At 60.1% G+C, this 14,924-nt stretch carries 14 protein-coding genes and 1 pseudogene; 5 read left to right on the top strand and 10 right to left on the bottom strand.

Annotation, left to right across the window (positions count from 1 at the left end; genetic code table 11):
* Positions 1 to 417: 417 nt before the first annotated feature.
* Positions 418 to 900, bottom strand: a complete 483-nt coding sequence (locus ACLGL5_RS13335; RefSeq protein WP_069091266.1) for a hypothetical protein — start codon at positions 898 to 900, stop codon at positions 418 to 420.
* Positions 901 to 1,333: 433 nt separating this feature from the next.
* On the opposite strand from ACLGL5_RS13335, the gene ACLGL5_RS13330 reads away from it, so the two are divergent.
* The 3 genes and pseudogenes from ACLGL5_RS13330 to ACLGL5_RS13320 all read left to right on the top strand — a co-directional run.
* Complete coding sequence (locus ACLGL5_RS13330; protein WP_210184872.1) at positions 1,334 to 1,504, top strand: hypothetical protein; 171 nt, start codon at positions 1,334 to 1,336, stop codon at positions 1,502 to 1,504.
* Between the two features lie 453 nt (positions 1,505 to 1,957).
* A complete protein-coding gene (locus tag ACLGL5_RS13325; protein WP_006329252.1) occupies positions 1,958 to 3,145 on the top strand; it encodes a Fic family protein in 1,188 nt (395 codons plus the stop codon).
* Positions 3,146 to 3,155: 10 nt separating this feature from the next.
* A pseudogene (locus ACLGL5_RS13320) lies at positions 3,156 to 3,663 on the top strand (tyrosine-type recombinase/integrase); the annotation flags it as partial.
* A 225-nt stretch (positions 3,664 to 3,888) separates the two neighbouring features.
* On the opposite strand, the gene ccoS reads toward ACLGL5_RS13320, so the two are convergent.
* The 8 genes from ccoS to ccoN all read right to left on the bottom strand — a co-directional run bounded on the left by ccoS (position 3,889) and on the right by ccoN (position 11,962).
* The gene (ccoS, locus tag ACLGL5_RS13315; RefSeq protein WP_006329249.1) at positions 3,889 to 4,038 is read right to left on the bottom strand and encodes a cbb3-type cytochrome oxidase assembly protein CcoS; all 150 of its coding nucleotides are present in this window, start codon (positions 4,036 to 4,038) and stop codon (positions 3,889 to 3,891) included.
* Positions 4,035 to 6,323 (bottom strand): cation-translocating P-type ATPase, encoded by a 2,289-nt coding sequence (locus ACLGL5_RS13310; protein ID WP_069091265.1) that lies wholly within the window; start codon positions 6,321 to 6,323, stop codon positions 4,035 to 4,037. Before ACLGL5_RS13310 ends, ccoS begins: the two co-directional genes overlap by 4 nt.
* Positions 6,320 to 6,817, bottom strand: a complete 498-nt coding sequence (locus ACLGL5_RS13305) for a FixH family protein (protein ID WP_069091264.1) — start codon at positions 6,815 to 6,817, stop codon at positions 6,320 to 6,322. The genes ACLGL5_RS13310 and ACLGL5_RS13305 overlap by 4 nt, the downstream gene beginning before the upstream one ends.
* On the bottom strand, positions 6,814 to 8,379 hold the full coding sequence (ccoG, locus tag ACLGL5_RS13300; protein ID WP_083246600.1) for a cytochrome c oxidase accessory protein CcoG: 1,566 nt from the start codon (positions 8,377 to 8,379) through the stop codon (positions 6,814 to 6,816). The genes ACLGL5_RS13305 and ccoG overlap by 4 nt, the downstream gene beginning before the upstream one ends.
* 203 nt (positions 8,380 to 8,582) lie before the next feature.
* On the bottom strand, positions 8,583 to 9,446 hold the full coding sequence (ccoP, locus tag ACLGL5_RS13295) for a cytochrome-c oxidase, cbb3-type subunit III (RefSeq protein ID WP_069091262.1): 864 nt from the start codon (positions 9,444 to 9,446) through the stop codon (positions 8,583 to 8,585).
* A gap of 2 nt (positions 9,447 to 9,448) precedes the next feature.
* Positions 9,449 to 9,598, bottom strand: coding sequence for a CcoQ/FixQ family Cbb3-type cytochrome c oxidase assembly chaperone (locus ACLGL5_RS13290; RefSeq protein WP_069091261.1), 150 nt, complete (start codon positions 9,596 to 9,598; stop codon positions 9,449 to 9,451).
* Positions 9,599 to 9,608: 10 nt separating this feature from the next.
* Positions 9,609 to 10,340 carry a cytochrome-c oxidase, cbb3-type subunit II gene (gene ccoO, locus ACLGL5_RS13285; protein WP_027056289.1) on the bottom strand — a complete coding sequence of 244 codons (732 nt, stop codon included), beginning with the start codon at positions 10,338 to 10,340 and terminating at the stop codon, positions 9,609 to 9,611.
* A gap of 11 nt (positions 10,341 to 10,351) precedes the next feature.
* Positions 10,352 to 11,962, bottom strand: a complete 1,611-nt coding sequence (ccoN, locus tag ACLGL5_RS13280; protein WP_069091260.1) for a cytochrome-c oxidase, cbb3-type subunit I — start codon at positions 11,960 to 11,962, stop codon at positions 10,352 to 10,354.
* A 129-nt stretch (positions 11,963 to 12,091) separates the two neighbouring features.
* On the opposite strand from ccoN, the gene ACLGL5_RS13275 reads away from it, so the two are divergent.
* On the top strand, positions 12,092 to 12,631 hold the full coding sequence (locus tag ACLGL5_RS13275; protein ID WP_010914029.1) for a hemerythrin domain-containing protein: 540 nt from the start codon (positions 12,092 to 12,094) through the stop codon (positions 12,629 to 12,631).
* A 3-nt stretch (positions 12,632 to 12,634) separates the two neighbouring features.
* Here the strand turns inward: ACLGL5_RS13275 and ACLGL5_RS13270 are convergent, their stop codons facing one another.
* Complete coding sequence (locus ACLGL5_RS13270; RefSeq protein ID WP_069091259.1) at positions 12,635 to 13,390, bottom strand: Crp/Fnr family transcriptional regulator; 756 nt, start codon at positions 13,388 to 13,390, stop codon at positions 12,635 to 12,637.
* Positions 13,391 to 13,547: 157 nt separating this feature from the next.
* Here ACLGL5_RS13270 and hemN point away from each other — a divergent pair, with 157 nt between their 5' ends.
* On the top strand, positions 13,548 to 14,897 hold the full coding sequence (gene hemN / locus ACLGL5_RS13265; RefSeq protein ID WP_069091258.1) for an oxygen-independent coproporphyrinogen III oxidase: 1,350 nt from the start codon (positions 13,548 to 13,550) through the stop codon (positions 14,895 to 14,897).
* The last annotated feature ends 27 nt before the right edge of the window (positions 14,898 to 14,924 follow it).

Below are 14,924 nucleotides of genomic sequence, written 5' to 3'. Positions count from 1 at the left end.
CGCGGAAAGGATGTAGGTGCTTCCGGAGGGTATTTCTATCGAAAAGACGATGTAACGAACGGCCCGGTGGATCTTAGCCCGAAGCCGTCAGCGGACGAGCGCGGTTTACCTTGGCAGCATTCGACCAAGCTGATCCGAAGATCGTCGATCCGGCACGGTGACCTGGCAGGTTCGCCATTGTCGGCACCTTCGCTTCCCGCAACCAAGATGAAAAGCAGCCTGAGCGCGTCGCGATGTCTAAAGCTCGGCTCAAGCGATGTTCGGAAAGGCGTCCCAGCTTCACCCTCTGGCCCCTTTCCTTCGACGTAAGCATCCATATACGATATCTCAAACGGTTCAATTCCGCGAATCTAGTCAGGCACTACTTCGGCGTATTCTGAAGTAGATGGGAAATGGTGGAAATAGCGACATCGGCTATCATGCCGGTTCGGCTACGGTTCTTTCAGACCTCTCGATTTGCGCTTCAATTTTCGCCCGAGGGGTTTTAGTGGCAAGGTACTCAACCAATTCTGCAGCGTGGTTTTCGCAGCCCTTTGCCTGCTTTCGAAGGAGCGAGACGTGGTCAGAAAGTTCTTGCGTTGTGCAGAGGCCTATTGGAACCAGGGACCGTTCGCCGTTCCGAAGCACAGGATACGATTTGACTAAGCGAGTATGGCCGGGAAGGACCATCTGAGGGGACGCAGGATCGTCGCTCATGCCCACGCGCTTCAACATGCGTGTAACGACACCCACAAGTTCTTTCTTGGCAAATGCTCTATAGAAGTCGGCATGCGGGCCTGTCAAAGGTTTGCTTTTGAATATCTCCTCAACGATTTCGCTCGGCTGCGCGATCTGGCCACCCTCCATCCGTTGCCCGATGAGTTTGTGCAGCTCAGACAGAAGCGCAGAGTCTTTGGCCATGACTTCTATCCCATCAATTGTTGAATGGTGAAGCTGGTAAAGCCTAAACGGTCGTTAATCCGTTTGTGGGGCCACAGCACCCAAACTAGACGTGAATCACTGGTAAGTTGAGTGGGTATCATCCGCCGATTCTAAGATTTGTCAAAGTCGTTGTTCTGACTTTGTTCGAATTTGCAGTTGACACGACACAGGCGAACCTCAGGCGGCTGCCGGGACAATGCCGCGACTGGTAGATCGCCGGCCACCTTTAGTTAAATGGGTAACCGAATTGGGCGGCGGGTACCGGCGAATCGAATGTCCGCTCTTCGTGTGCCACGGCGACCCATTGGATGACCGATATTGCCGGCGAGCCGCCGCATGTCTGACGCTTCGCAGAATTGTTGACTGAACTGCCCACGCTGCCTAGCTACAACACGTGAGCAGAAGACAGAGGTTGTATAGCGTGAATCTGCCGAACATTATTTGCGAAAACGCGCTTGCCCAGAGCCTGTTCGAGCGCTGCGCGGAGTCGCTACCGAAATTCCACAATCCGTTCATCGGCGCGCTCTATGACTGGCAGACGTTGCTTACAGGTGTATTGTCGGCACGTACAGTCGCGATTTGAGAGCGAATGGATCGCACTCGAACGCAAACGTGAGAACCTTGGCCCTCGCATCGGGCTTCCACACGCTCTCGCAGAGCTCAGCAGATATTGGGCTGCCTCGTTCGAGTCCTCGCGCAGCCTGGTCGCAGCGTCGCGTGCTTCCGCAGTCTCTGGAGAATCATTTGGAGTCGCCTGTATTTTCCTGGTCGTATATCCCTAGTCAGCGCGACCGGCGAAGTTCGGCCAAGCGATCGGCCAAATCGACCTACCGATCGCAAATTTGTACATGCTATCAATGCGCTAAGCATAGCGAATATCGGCCATCATCGGCATCGGCATTGGCGTCGTCGATCAACCGTCTCGGTGAAGCTGAGGTAGCGCCTAACATCGGCCAAATGATCGGCCAGTTATGGGCGCTCAGCTAAAATTTCTGTTGACATATACGTACTTAGCGCGATCTAACATCGGCCAATTATGGAAGAGACTGTACAGCGCATCGAGCCGGCGCGCCTGGAAGACGTTGCGGAGCCTATCTCCGACGCGCTGGCTGAGCTGTCAGCAAGCTCGGCGGTTCTCGGCGCCAAGCTGCATCCGCGCACGGCCGCGAACCTGGCGGATCTCGTGCGCATCATGAACACCTATTACAGCAACCTGATCGAGGGCCACAACACGCGCCCCCGCGACATCGAACGCGCCCTCGCCGGCGAATTCGACAAAGACCAGGAACGACGCAACCTGCAGGTGGAAGCCGCGGCCCATGTTCGACTGCAGGGGGAAATCGATCGCCTGGCAGCGGAGGGTCAGCTCCCAGAACCGGCTTCGCTTGATTTTTTGCGCTGGCTGCATGCGGAATTCTACCGTGACGCCGATGAGGCGATGTTGCGCATTCGCGGCGCAGACAGAGAATTCTTGATGGTTCCGGGTCGGTGGCGATCACAGCCTGAACATGATGTCACTGTCGGCCGCCACCAGCCGCCGTCAAGCGATCGCGTCGAAGCGTTCATGGAGCATTTCGCTAGCCGGTACCGCTTCCAACGTACGGGCAAAGCGGCTAGGATATTGGCGATTCCGGCCGCGCATCATCGGTTCAATTATATTCATCCCTTCCCAGACGGCAATGGACGCGTCAGTCGCTTGATGAGTCACGCCATGGCCCATGAGGCAGGAATCGCCGCGCACGGGCTGTGGTCGATTTCCCGAGGCCTGGCGCGGGGTCTGGAAAGCCGCGGCGACTATAAACGCATGATGGATCACGCCGACATGCCACGCCAAGGCGATCGCGACGGCCGCGGTAATCTTTCTATGCGGGCGCTGGCGGATTTTACCTTATGGTTTCTACGCGTATGCATCGACCAGGTCAGTTTCATGTCCAGCCTGTTCGATTTGAACCAACTTGCCCGGCGCCTGCAGCGGTTCGTTCAACGCTACGACCTGAAGCCGGAAGCTTTCCGGCTGCTCGAGGAGGCGCTTCTGCGCGGCGAGTTCGATCGCGGTGAGGCCTCACGTATCGCTGGCTTGCCGGAACGTACGGCCCGCCGCGTGTTTACCGAGGTGCTCGAGCTTGGCCTGCTTGCGTCCGATACCCCGAAAGGACCGGTATCGCTACGCTTCCCGGTCGACACGTTGGACGAACTGTTTCCTAAGCTATTTCCGGAAACTTAGCGTCGCATAACTGCGCCTACTGTTTCCCCGCCCCGGCGAGTTGCGAGCCGCCGGATGGGAAGAGTTCGACTTCGAAGGCTCGGTGTGGACCATCCCGGAAGCAGGCATGAAAATGCGGCGGCCGCACCGCGTTGCACTTTCGAGGCAGGCCATCAAAATCCCGACCGATCTCAGAGACATTTCCGGCAGCGAGGCGCTGCTGTTTCCAAGTGCGCGATCGGGTTCTCGTCCGATTTCCGACTATACACTTAACGCCGCCCTGCGTCGCATGGGTTACAGCAAGAAAGAAGCAACGGCTCACGGTTTCCGAGCAACGGCATCAACTCTGTTGAATGAATGCGGCAAGTGGCATCCAGACGCAAGAGAGACAGCTGACCCATATTGAAAAGAACGACGTTCGGCGCGCTTACGCCAGGGCAGAGCACTGGAAAAAGCGCGTCAGTATGATGCAGTGGTGGGCCGATTATCTGGACGAAATTGGGTGCACGAAACCTGCAGTTGAACCCAAACAAGTGTAACTGCAACCCCGTGTCCGCACCTATCGTGAACATGAACATCAGCTTTGCGTACGTTATGACATTGGCCGCGTCTATGTTGGGGCGGAACCGGCGACGCAGTCCTTCGAGGGACAGGGGCTTTTCACAAATCTACGTCAAGCGGCTTAACTGGTTGTGGAGCTTCAATCGTTATTCCGAGTCGGCTGACGGCCGGCGTCAGCACAGCGTCAGGAACAGCGGTCTGGCTCAGCGTTCCGGCTTGTCGTCCCGGAGGATGCGCTCAGCGGCTCCGTCAAGATCCTCGTATTGGCCACTCTTCAACGCCCACAGAAAGCCAGTCAGCCCCAGTGCGCCAAGAAATAGGGCGACTGGCATGAGGTAGACGAGTATCGTCATGATGACCGCGCTAATGGGTGAATGCCGGAATGCGTTGCCGAAGAAGCCCTCGTCAGCTCGGCGAGCCTAAAGCCCTGCAGCCGCAGCCCGTTTCCGATCACCAGCAGCGATGAGGCGGACATCGCGACCGCGGCGATCAACGGCGTGACGTTGCCGAAGATGGCGATCGGCACGGCAACAGCGTTGTAGATGATCGCGATGGCTATGTTCTGGCGGATCAGCCGCCCTGCCTTCCGCGAGACGTCCAGCGCAAGGGGTACGGCCGAAAGGCTTTCACGCAGGAACACGAAATCGGCGGCGTTGCGGCCAATATCGGCGGCGGTCGCGGGAGCGATCGAGACGTGCGCTGCGCCCAGCGCTGGCGTGTCGTTGAGCCCGTCGCCCACCATCAGGACCTTGTGGCCGGCCTTGGTCAGCACTTCGATCCGCTCAGCCTTCTCGGACGGCAGCAGCGCCGAAACAAAACGGTCGATGCCCAATATTCTTGCGACATCGCCACAAGCGTCCGGGGTATCGCCCGACAGCATTTCGACCGACACGCCGGCATCCTTCAATTGCCCGACCGCCGCCTTGGCGTCGGCGCGCGTAGCGTCCTCGAACGTGAAGGAGGCTACGATCCTCCCATTCTTCGAAAGCACCGTCCCGCCATAGCCGCCATACTTGCCTTTGCCACCGGTCCGGGCTTTCCATCCGGCCCAGCCGCGCCGGCAAAGACGCCAGGTGCTGTCCGCGGTCGTGGCTTCGATGCCGAGACCCGGGTGCTCGCTGACGGCTTCCAGCTTCGGCTGGCCGGCAAAACCCGCGAATGCGGCGATGGCCTTCGAGAACGGGTGACGGGAGTGCGCCGCCATGTCGGCTGCGATCGCCAGCATCGCCGGATCGATGGTCGACGCGTTGACCAGCCTGGGCTGACCGAGCGTCAGCGTGCCGGTCTTGTCGAATACCGCCACGTCTATCGCGGCCAAGCGCTCAATGGCCGATCCGTCCTTGACCATCACGCCGGCTTCGAACAAGCGGCGCGCCGCGACCACTTGCACGATAGGCACGGCCAGACCGAGCGCGCATGGGCATGTGATGATGAGAACGGCGATCGCGATCGTCACTGCCCGGTGCCAGTCGCCGGTTACCGCCATCCAGCCAAGGAACGTCACGAAGGCGGTGAGATGGACCACCGGCGCGTAGAGCGCCGAGACACGGTCGGCGATCCGCCGATAGTGCGCACGACCACCTTCGGCGGCTTCCATCAGCCGGACCATTTCCGCCAGGAAGGAGTCCTTTGCCGCAGCGGTCGCTTCGATGGTCAGCGGGCCGGTAAGGTTGAGCGTGCCGGCCTGAACCTGTTGCCCGGACGTCACGGTTTTTGGTGTGCTCTCGCCAGAAACCAGCGAGCAGTCGAGATCCGACGCGCCCCGAATGATCCGGCCGTCGACAGGGACCCTTTCGCCTGCGGCGACCAGAAGGTGCATGCCCGGTTCGATCTCGCCAACCGGCAGGTAGTCGCGCGCGCCATCGCCGCGCAGCACCATGGCGCCACGTGCGGCCAACTGGGACAGGCCTTTCACGGCGGTCCGTGCCCGTTCGCGCATGACGTGATCCAGGGTGCGGCCGATCAACAGGAAAAACAGCAGGGATACGGACGCGTCGAAATAGGCGTGATCGCCATGATTGATCGTCTCGTAGAGGCTCATGGCATAAGCGAGCGACACCCCAACCGCGATCGGCACGTCCATGTTCATGCGGCCGTGGCGCAGTGCATTCCAGGCCGAGCGGAAGAAGATGCCGCCGGCAAAGGTGAGCGCCGGGATGGCGATCGATGCAGAGACCCAGTGAAACAGGTCGCGGGTAGCACCTTCGGCGCCGGACCAGACCGAGACCGAAAGCAGCATGATGTTGCCGGCGGCGAACCCGGCGACCGCGACCGCGCGGATCAGATCGGCAAGCGTCTTGTCTTTTTCATCGATCTCGGCGGCGAACAGATGCGCCTCGTAGCCCAGTCGTCTCAGCGCAGCGACGAAGGGCGGCACCTCGTCGCCTCGCCACCGGATCGCGACCCGCTTCGTCGACAAGTTGACACGCGCGTCTTCGACATTGTCGAGCTTTGCCAGCGCCGTCTCGATCGCCTGGATGCAGGCTGCGCAATGAACCGTCGGTACTGAAAGGTCGGTCTGGCGAAGACCATCGCCAACCAAGCGGCTCGCCAACCTGATCTCCTGGCCAGATGGCAGGACCGATGTGGTACCGGTCAGATCCATTGCCTGTTCCGCGCCGGGTGCACAGCAGCTCATTGCAGCGCTCCTTGCGAAATCATGATCCTGCGGACGTCGCGATAGGGTTGCGCCAGGCCGGCATCGGCGTCGACTTCGACGATCCAGACGCCGTCCTTCGGCATGTGCCGCGCCGCGAATTCCTCGCCGGAGGCGAGGGCGAGCGTAACGGACTTGTCCTCTTTCTCGTATGCGGGATGGCGAAACAGCACCTTGACGCCATGCAAGGGGACCGGCTTGCCGGTGGTATCGCTCAAGCTGTAGCGGACCTCACCCCGAGCGATCGTCAGTTTGCCGGTCCAGCCGAGTGCCGCCTGCGCGCGCCCTTCCTCGGCCTTTTTGTTGAATTGCTGGCTGGCCACATAGGTGTTCTCGACGACAAGGCCGGTCCAGCTCGTGCTGGCGAGTGTCGCCATCGTGAGATTGACCGCGATGATCACGCCGAAAAAGCCGAGAATGGTGAGCAGCATGTGCCTCCCGGTGAACTCACGCGTCTTTTGCGTATTGGTGCTCATCTGGCGATCTCCGGGGCGTTGAAGGTGGCGGTGTATTCGTCCGATTCGAAGCTCGCTCTGTCCTCGACACGCAACTTGAAGGTTTGTGCAGCGTGCCGAACCTCACCCGCTGGCTGGCGCACGAAGACCTTCAGCATGTTCAGCCGGTCGGCTTCGACCGCGACGGCGAAGAAGCGAGCTGCCGGCAGATCACTGCCGACGACGCTCATTTCAGCTCCCTGCAAGCCCTGCATCGTGACGACGATCGTCCTTGGCTCGGGGATCATGTTAAGCAGCTTGACGGTGTAACCGTTGCGGATCGAGCCGTCGGACAGGGTCACGAATTGCGGATTGCGGTCGTGCAGGACGTTGATCTCGAGTCGGTCGCGCGTCAGCAGCGAATAGATCAAGGCAAGCCCGACCGCCGTCCACGCGCCCATGTAGAAGAAGATCCTCGGCCGGAAGATCTTGCGAATATGGAAATGCGCCAACCTGGCGGAGAATGTGCTGTCGGCCGTTCTGACGAGTGAAGGGTTCACGGGACCGGAGCCGCCTGCGGTCGCCACAGCCATGTTGGCGTTGTAGTCGGACAGCGTCGCATAGGAGATCAGCCCGCGCTCCTTGCCGAGCTTGTTCATGACGCCGTCGCAGGCATCAAGGCACAGCGCGCAAGTGATGCATTCGAGTTGCTGGCCGTCGCGAATGTCGATCCCCATCGGGCAGACTGCGACACAGGCATTGCAGTCGACGCAGTCACCGACCGGCTGCCCCGCAGCCTGGACCTTCTTGGCGTGCCGCGAACGAGGTTCGCCACGCCAGTCATTGTAGGTGACAGTGAGCGAATTCTCGTCGAGCATGGCAGCCTGGATGCGCGGCCACGGGCACATGTAGGTGCAGACTTGCTCGCGCATCAGCCCGCCGAACGTGTAGGTGGTCGCCGTCAGCACCGCGACGGTAATGTAGGCGACGGGCGCCGCGGTGCCAGCGAGGAGCTTACCGACAAGTGCCGGTGCATCGGCGAAGTAGAAAATCCAGGCGCCGCCGGTTGCCGCACCAATGACCAGCCAGATCGCGTGCTTCGATACGCGCAGCAGCAGCTTGCGCGCGTTCCAGGGGCCTGTATCGAGTTTCATGCGGGCGTTGCGGTCGCCCTCTATCGCGCGTTCGACGACGAGGAACAGATCGACCCACACCGTCTGAGGGCATGTGTAGCCGCACCAGGCGCGGCCGACGGTGGACGTGATCAGGAAGAGGCCGATGCCGGCCATCATCAGAAGGCCGGCGACATAGTAGAATTCCTGCGGCCATATCTCGATGAAGAAGACGTAGAAACGGCGGTTGGCAAGATCGATCAGCACGGCCTGATCAGGAGCAAACGGACCTCGATCCCAGCGCAACCAGGGCATCAGATAATAGATGCCCAGCGTGATCGCCATCACCAGCCATTTGAAGCGGCGAAAGCTGCCCGAGGCGCGTTTAGGGAAGATTTTCTTGCGCGGAGCATAGAGCGGCTGTCGTGTCTTGGCGGAGTTGACCGCTTTTGCCTCGAGCCGCTCCATCTGCGTTTTATCCAGCACGTGCATCTCCACTCGCGCGCGGCCTATGACATCGTTGTGCGACGGACTTGTCTGCTTCGACAGACGTCCGGTCTGCAGTGAGCCCGCTTCGCCGTGTGGGCCGCGCCGCCTTGCTGCAGGTCAATCGCCGCATGCCGGAATGGTGTCGGGGCCCGACTCGTGCCGGGCCCCGTCGCTTGGCGGGGAGGGCCGAGAATAGGCTTCCGTTCCTATTCTCCGCCGCCAAGCGAATGGACATAAACCGCAAGTTCCTTAACCTTGGTCTCGCCGAGACGCCCGATCCAGGCCGGCATGACACCGTGCTTCGGCGCGCGGACTTGGACGGCGATGGCTGTCTCGCCGGGTGCGTAGAGCCAGATCGCATCGGTCAGATTGGGCGCGCCGAGCTCTTTGTTGCCTTTCGCATTATCGCCATGACAGGCGACGCAGTTTTCCGCGAATACCTTGGCGCCGGGCTCGATAAGACTTGCATCCTGGACCTTGCCCGAGAGGCTGGCGACATAGGCGCCGACCTGTGCGATCTGTTCGGGCGTGATGATGTCACCGAAGGGGGGCATTTCCGACTGCCGAGTATCCGGGTCGGATGCGAAACGGATGCCGTGCGCGATCGTTTGCTGGATCTGCTCGGCCTTGCCGCCCCATAGCCAATCGTCGTCGTTGAGGTTGGGAAAGCCCTTGGAACCCTGAGCGCCCGAGCCGTGGCATTGCACGCAATTGACCTTGAAGGTAGCTCCGCCGGCCGCTACCGCGAATTCACGCAGCGCGTCGTCGGCTGCAATCTCGGATACGGTCTTCTGCTGGATGGCCGCGACATATTTGCCCTTGGCGGCTTCGGCAGCCGCCAGCTCAATCTTGACAGCGTTGCGGCTGGAATAGCCAAGCACACCCTTGGTCGCGGAAGACAGCATCGGCCAAGCCGGATACGCAATTGTATAAGCCACCGCCCAAGCGACGGTGATGTAGAAGGTTATCACCCACCATCGGGGCAATGGGTTGTTGAGTTCCCTTATCCCGTCCCATTCATGACCGGTCGTTGAGATGCCCGAGACTTCATCGATATGCTCGCTGCTCATGATCAGTCGTCCTTGAGTGGAATCTGGGCGGCTTGATCGGCCTGTATTTTGCCGCCGGGACGCAAGGCAAAGGCAATGCAGCCGACGAAGAAGAGCGCCATGGCAAGCAGACCCCAGCTGTCCGCGAATTCCCGCATCAAATTATAGCTCATTGCGTCCCCCTCAGCGGTAGCCGGCTGCATCGTCATAGGTCTTGAAATCGACCAGCGTGCCGAGCATCTGGAGATAGGCGACCAGCGCATCCATCTCGGTCACCTGCTGCGGATTGCCGTCCAGATCACCGACTTTGGCTTTCGGATAGCGTTTCTCGACGCCGGAGGCATCGGCATTCGGGTCGGCCTGGGCCATCAGATCGGCATTGGCGTGCGCGATCATGTCATCGGAGTACGGGACGCCAACACGCGCGTTCGCAACCAGATGCGTCGAGAAGTCCTTCACCTCGATCGGAGCGTCCTTCAGGAACGCATAGCTCGGCATGATCGATTCCGGCACCACGGAACGTGGATCGGAAAGATGTGCGACGTGCCATGCGTTCGAATAGCGGTCACCGACCCGGGCGAGATCGGGCCCGGTGCGCTTCGATCCCCATTGGAAGGGATGATCGTACATCGACTCGGCGGCCAGGCTGTAGTGGCCGTAGCGCTCGACCTCGTCCCGGAAAGGCCTGATCATCTGGCTGTGGCAGAGGTAGCAGCCCTCGCGCACATAGATGTTGCGTCCGGCGAGTTCGAGTGGCGAGTAAGGGCGCATGCCTTCCACCTTCTCGATCGTGTTGTCGAGATAGAAGAGCGGCGCAATCTCGACGATGCCGCCGACGGTCACGACAAGAAGAGAGCCAACGAGAAGAAGCGTGGCGTTCTTCTCGATGATCGCGTGTTTGTCCATCAAGCCCATTGTCTGGCTCCCTATTCGGCAGGCCGGAGGGCGGGCTCGGAACCTGGCATTGGTTGCTCTTCGCGCTGGTGGCCAAGAATGGTCATGGTCACGTTCCAGGCCATGAGCAGGGCGCCGGAGAGGTACATGGCACCGCCGATGGCGCGCATGACGTAGAAGGGATGCATGGCGGCGACGGTTTCGGCGAAGGAGTAGACGAGGAAACCCTGCTCGTCGTATTCGCGCCACATCAAGCCCTGCATGATGCCGGAAACCCACATCACCGCGGCGTAGACGACGATTCCGAGCGTCGCCAGCCAGAAGTGCCAGGTGACGAGCCGCAGTGAATAGAGACGTTCACGGTTCCACAGTTTCGGCACCATGTAGTAGATTGCGCCGAACGAGATCATGCCAACCCAGCCGAGCGCGCCGGAATGGACATGGCCGATGGTCCAGTCCGTGTAGTGCGACAGCGAATTGACCGTCTTGATCGACATAATCGGACCTTCGAAGGTCGACATGCCGTAGAAGGCGACTGCCATCACCATCATGCGGATGATCGGATCGGTGCGCAGCTTGTCCCAGGCGCCAGACAGCGTCATCAGGCCATTGATCATACCGCCCCATGACGGCATCCACAGCATGATCGAGAACGCCATGCCGAGCGTCTGCGCCCAGTCGGGTAAGGCGGTGTAATGCAGGTGGTGCGGGCCGGCCCAGATGTAGAGAAAGATGATCGCCCAGAAGTGGACGATCGACAGGCGGTAGGAATAGACCGGCCGGTTCGCCTGCTTGGGCACGAAATAATACATCATGCCGAGGAACCCGGCGGTGAGGAAGAAACCGACGGCGTTGTGGCCATACCACCATTGCGTCAAGGCGTCCTGGACGCCGGAGAAGGCGGAGTAGCTCTTCGAGCCCAGGAACGACGCCGGCATCGACAGATTGTTGACCACATGCAGCATCGCGATTGTCACGATGAAGGACAGGTAGAACCAGTTGGCGACGTAGATATGCGGTTCCTTGCGCTTCAGGATCGTGCCGAGGAACAGGATGAGATAGGCGACCCAGACGATGGTCAGCCAGAGATCCACATACCATTCGGGTTCGGCGTATTCGCGGGCTTCGGTGATGCCGAGCAGGTAGCCGGTCGCGGCCATGACGATGAACAGCTGGTAACCCCAGAACACAAACCAGGCCAGTTTGCCGCCAAACAGCCGGGCGCGGCACGTGCGCTGCACGACATAGAGAGACGTGCAAAGCAAAGCGTTGCCGCCGAAGGCGAAGACGACGCCGGATGTGTGCAGCGGCCGCAGCCGGCCGAAATTGAACCAGGGTTGGATGTTGAGGTGAGGGTATGCCAGCTGCAGGGCAATGATCACACCGACGAGCATGCCGACGACGCCCCAGAATACCGTTGCAATGGCTCCGTAGCGGATCGGGCCATCCTTGTAGGCGGAGGTGTCGATCGGAGCCGCCGGCTTGAAATCTGTGTTGCGCAGCAGGATCGCGGTAAAGCCAGCCACGGCGAAGAACAAAACCCCCATATGCTGGCGAAAAGGTCCTTCTACGCCGAAGCCGGCAGCCACCAGGGCCGCAAAAGCAAACAGGCTTAGAACGACGATCTCCGTGCCGAATTTCATGACATGTCCCCGACCAGGATTCCAATGCGCGGACGCCAAATCCGCGGTGCATTAATTCCGTAGTTGCCGCCTGCTCGCCCTGATCCATGTCAGAGCCGCACGATTTTGCTTCGGGCAGCATCGAGTTCGGTGCAATCAGAAGGTGGCGATTTGAACAAGGAAACGCAGCACGGGCCAACCCGCTCATGGACAAGTGCGGCTTTCTCGCGCCAGGCCGGCACAGAGGCGATTCCGGGCGAGGTCATGAAGCTTGCCCATCGGGAAAAGCTGGAGCTCTGCTTCTCGCTGGAAAGCATTGCCGATGCACTGCCGAACGTCGACCGCCTCAAATGTCTTGGAACGGCCAAGAAGATCGTTCCGCTGCTCCGTGACATTCATGGGTTTGAGGAGAGGGTGATTTTCCCTGCGTATGAGGCGCACTTGACTCCGGCCGAGGCCAAACTTGCCTCTACCAGCCGGTTGCGCATCGAGCACCTTGAGGATCAATGCTTCGCTGGCGAGGTGGCCGAAACGCTCCTAGCGATCGGTCATGGTGATCCGATAGAGAGCGCGGAAGCTGTCGGATTCATGCTACGCGGCTTCTTCGAAGGCTTGCGGCGACACATCGCTTTCGAACGCGAGCATGTCCTGCCGCGGATCGTAATAAGCGACGAAGGCCCCGACGCTTAGGTCTCATTCAAAGGCCGGTTGCCGCGCGCCTCGGCCGCCGCAGCGCTGCTCCAGCCGGCTCATGCTGTCGACCGTTACATGGCGTTTGTTCTCGATCCGGATCACGCCGTCAGCCCGCAATCGCGTAAGCTGGCGGCTCACGGTCTCGTTCGTCAGTCCAAGGAAATCAGAGATGTCGGCACGTGTCAGCGGCAGATCGAAGCATGCCGACCCAGCCGCCGGGTCGATACTGGAATCCATATTCCGGGCGATCATGAGGAGAAAGCTCGCCACCTTCTCGGGTGCGGTCTTGCGCCCGAGAGTCACCATCCATTCAAGTGCCTCGTCGAGTTCGTCCAGCGTCTGCTTGAGCAGGCGATGCTCGAGTCCCGATGATTCCTTCATTATCCGTTCAACGGCCGCCTTCGGAAACGAGCACAGCGAGACGGAGGTTGCCGCTTCCACATTGATCGTGCTTTTCACCTTGAAGGGCCGTCCCAGAAAATCCGGTGCGAACCGAAGACCGACAATCTGCTGGCGGCCGTCCGAAAGGCACTTCGTCAGCTTCACAACGCCTGAAAGCAAGTTTGAATAGCTGTCGACGGCCTCGGCGTCGGCGATCAGTTCGACCCCCGGCTCGAGCTTGTGCCGCGACGAAGTTTTGGCGAGCCCAACCAAATGGTTTGGATCGAGCGCACCGCAGACGCCGCGATGTCGTGCTGCGCAAGACAGGCAAAGAACGGGAATGCCGGAACTGTGAATGTCTTGCCGTACTGTCATTACGCTCGCGCTACCGATCCCAAGTTTCGGCAGGATAGCAAGCGATGGCAGAGAAATCCTTGCGGCAGTTTGTCCGTGCTGGAGGCTGACCGAAATCAGGGCATTGGCTCTTCGACGCGTCCAGACTTCCGGCGAGGCAAAAACGGCGGACCACCAAATGAGACCGGAATTAGCTGCCAGGCTTGGCGAGAACGTCCCGCGTTATACCAGTTACCCGACCACGCCGCATTTCCATCCTGGCGTCGACGCTGATGTCTATCGAAGCTGGTTGAAGGCGCTCGAAAGCGGTGACGAGGTCTCGCTCTACCTGCACATCCCTTATTGCGACCGGCTGTGCTGGTTCTGTGCGTGCCATACAAAGCAGACCCGCCGCTACGAGCCGGTGGCTTCGTATCTCCGCTCGCTTCACGCGGAGATCGCGACTGTCGCCGGTTTTGTCGGCGGCAAGGCCCATGTCCGCGCCGTGCATTTCGGCGGCGGCTCGCCGACCATGCTGAAGCCCGAGGATATGATAGCCTTGGGAACTGTCCTGCGGGATAGCTTCGATTTTCTTGCCGATGCGAAGATCAGCGTCGAAATCGAACCGAACGACATGGACGAAGCCCGCCTTGATACACTTGCCGAGATCGGCATGGCGCGGGCGAGCCTCGGCGTTCAGGATTTCGATCCGAAGGTGCAGAAGGCGATCAACCGCGAGCAGAGCTTTTTGCAGACCAAGGCGGTTGTCGACGGCATTCGCTCTCGAGGCGTAGGGTCCGTGAACCTCGATTTGCTTTACGGCCTGCCGCATCAGACCAGGGAGAGCGTCTGTTCCACCGTGGCGCAGGCGCTGACTCTGGAGCCGGACCGGATGGCGCTGTTCGGCTACGCGCATGTGCCCTGGTTCAAGAAGCATCAGACTATGATCGACGAGGCATGGTTGCCGGGTCCGGCCGAACGGTTCGCTCAGTGGCAAATTGCCGCCCGTCTGATCATGGGCGCCGGATACGAGGCGATTGGAATAGACCATTTCGCCAAGCCGGATGATGCGCTTGCAGTCTCGGCTCGCGCGGGAACAATCCGCCGCAATTTCCAGGGCTACACCGAGGATCGCTGCGAAACACTGATCGGGCTCGGGCCGTCATCGATCAGCCGGTTTCGACAGGGCTATTCGCAGAACATGCCGTCGACAGCCGAATATGGACGCATGGTCGAGAGGGGACATCTGGCCACGGTCCGCGGCATCGCGTTTTCCGAAGATGACCGTGTTCGCGGCTGGATCATCGAGCGCTTGATGTGCGATTTCGGCTTTTCAGCAGCCGATCTGGTGGAACGCTTCGGGGAAGCCGGACAAAAGCTTCTTTTCCAAGCAAGCTCCATCGCCATTGGCGACCCTGCTCGACCGCTTGAACTCCAAGGTGACAGTTACGTCGTATCGGCGGAAAGTCGTCCCTTTGTAAGGAGCATTGCAGCGAAGTTCGACAAATATTTCGAAAGTGGAACGGCCAGGCACTCAGTGGCAGTCTGAGTGCCACAGACGAACGTCACCGTCTTC

It is taken from the genome of Mesorhizobium sp. U510, assembly GCF_059180695.1.
This window is presented reverse-complemented; position numbering and strand designations above follow the sequence as displayed.

Coding starts and splice junctions, on each gene's coding strand:
- ccoS (WP_006329249.1), bottom strand. CDS start 4,038: ATGACGATACTCGTCTACCTCATGCCAGTCGCCCTATTTCTTGGCGCA.
- ccoP (WP_069091262.1), bottom strand. CDS start 9,446: ATGAGCAGCGAGCATATCGATGAAGTCTCGGGCATCTCAACGACCGGT.
- ACLGL5_RS13335 (WP_069091266.1), bottom strand. CDS start 900: ATGGCCAAAGACTCTGCGCTTCTGTCTGAGCTGCACAAACTCATCGGG.
- ccoG (WP_083246600.1), bottom strand. CDS start 8,379: ATGCACGTGCTGGATAAAACGCAGATGGAGCGGCTCGAGGCAAAAGCG.
- ACLGL5_RS13310 (WP_069091265.1), bottom strand. CDS start 6,323: ATGAGCTGCTGTGCACCCGGCGCGGAACAGGCAATGGATCTGACCGGT.
- hemN (WP_069091258.1), top strand. CDS start 13,548: ATGAGACCGGAATTAGCTGCCAGGCTTGGCGAGAACGTCCCGCGTTAT.
- ACLGL5_RS13325 (WP_006329252.1), top strand. CDS start 1,958: ATGGAAGAGACTGTACAGCGCATCGAGCCGGCGCGCCTGGAAGACGTT.
- ccoN (WP_069091260.1), bottom strand. CDS start 11,962: ATGAAATTCGGCACGGAGATCGTCGTTCTAAGCCTGTTTGCTTTTGCG.
- ACLGL5_RS13270 (WP_069091259.1), bottom strand. CDS start 13,390: ATGACAGTACGGCAAGACATTCACAGTTCCGGCATTCCCGTTCTTTGC.
- ccoO (WP_027056289.1), bottom strand. CDS start 10,340: ATGGGCTTGATGGACAAACACGCGATCATCGAGAAGAACGCCACGCTT.
- ACLGL5_RS13290 (WP_069091261.1), bottom strand. CDS start 9,598: ATGAGCTATAATTTGATGCGGGAATTCGCGGACAGCTGGGGTCTGCTT.
- ACLGL5_RS13305 (WP_069091264.1), bottom strand. CDS start 6,817: ATGAGCACCAATACGCAAAAGACGCGTGAGTTCACCGGGAGGCACATG.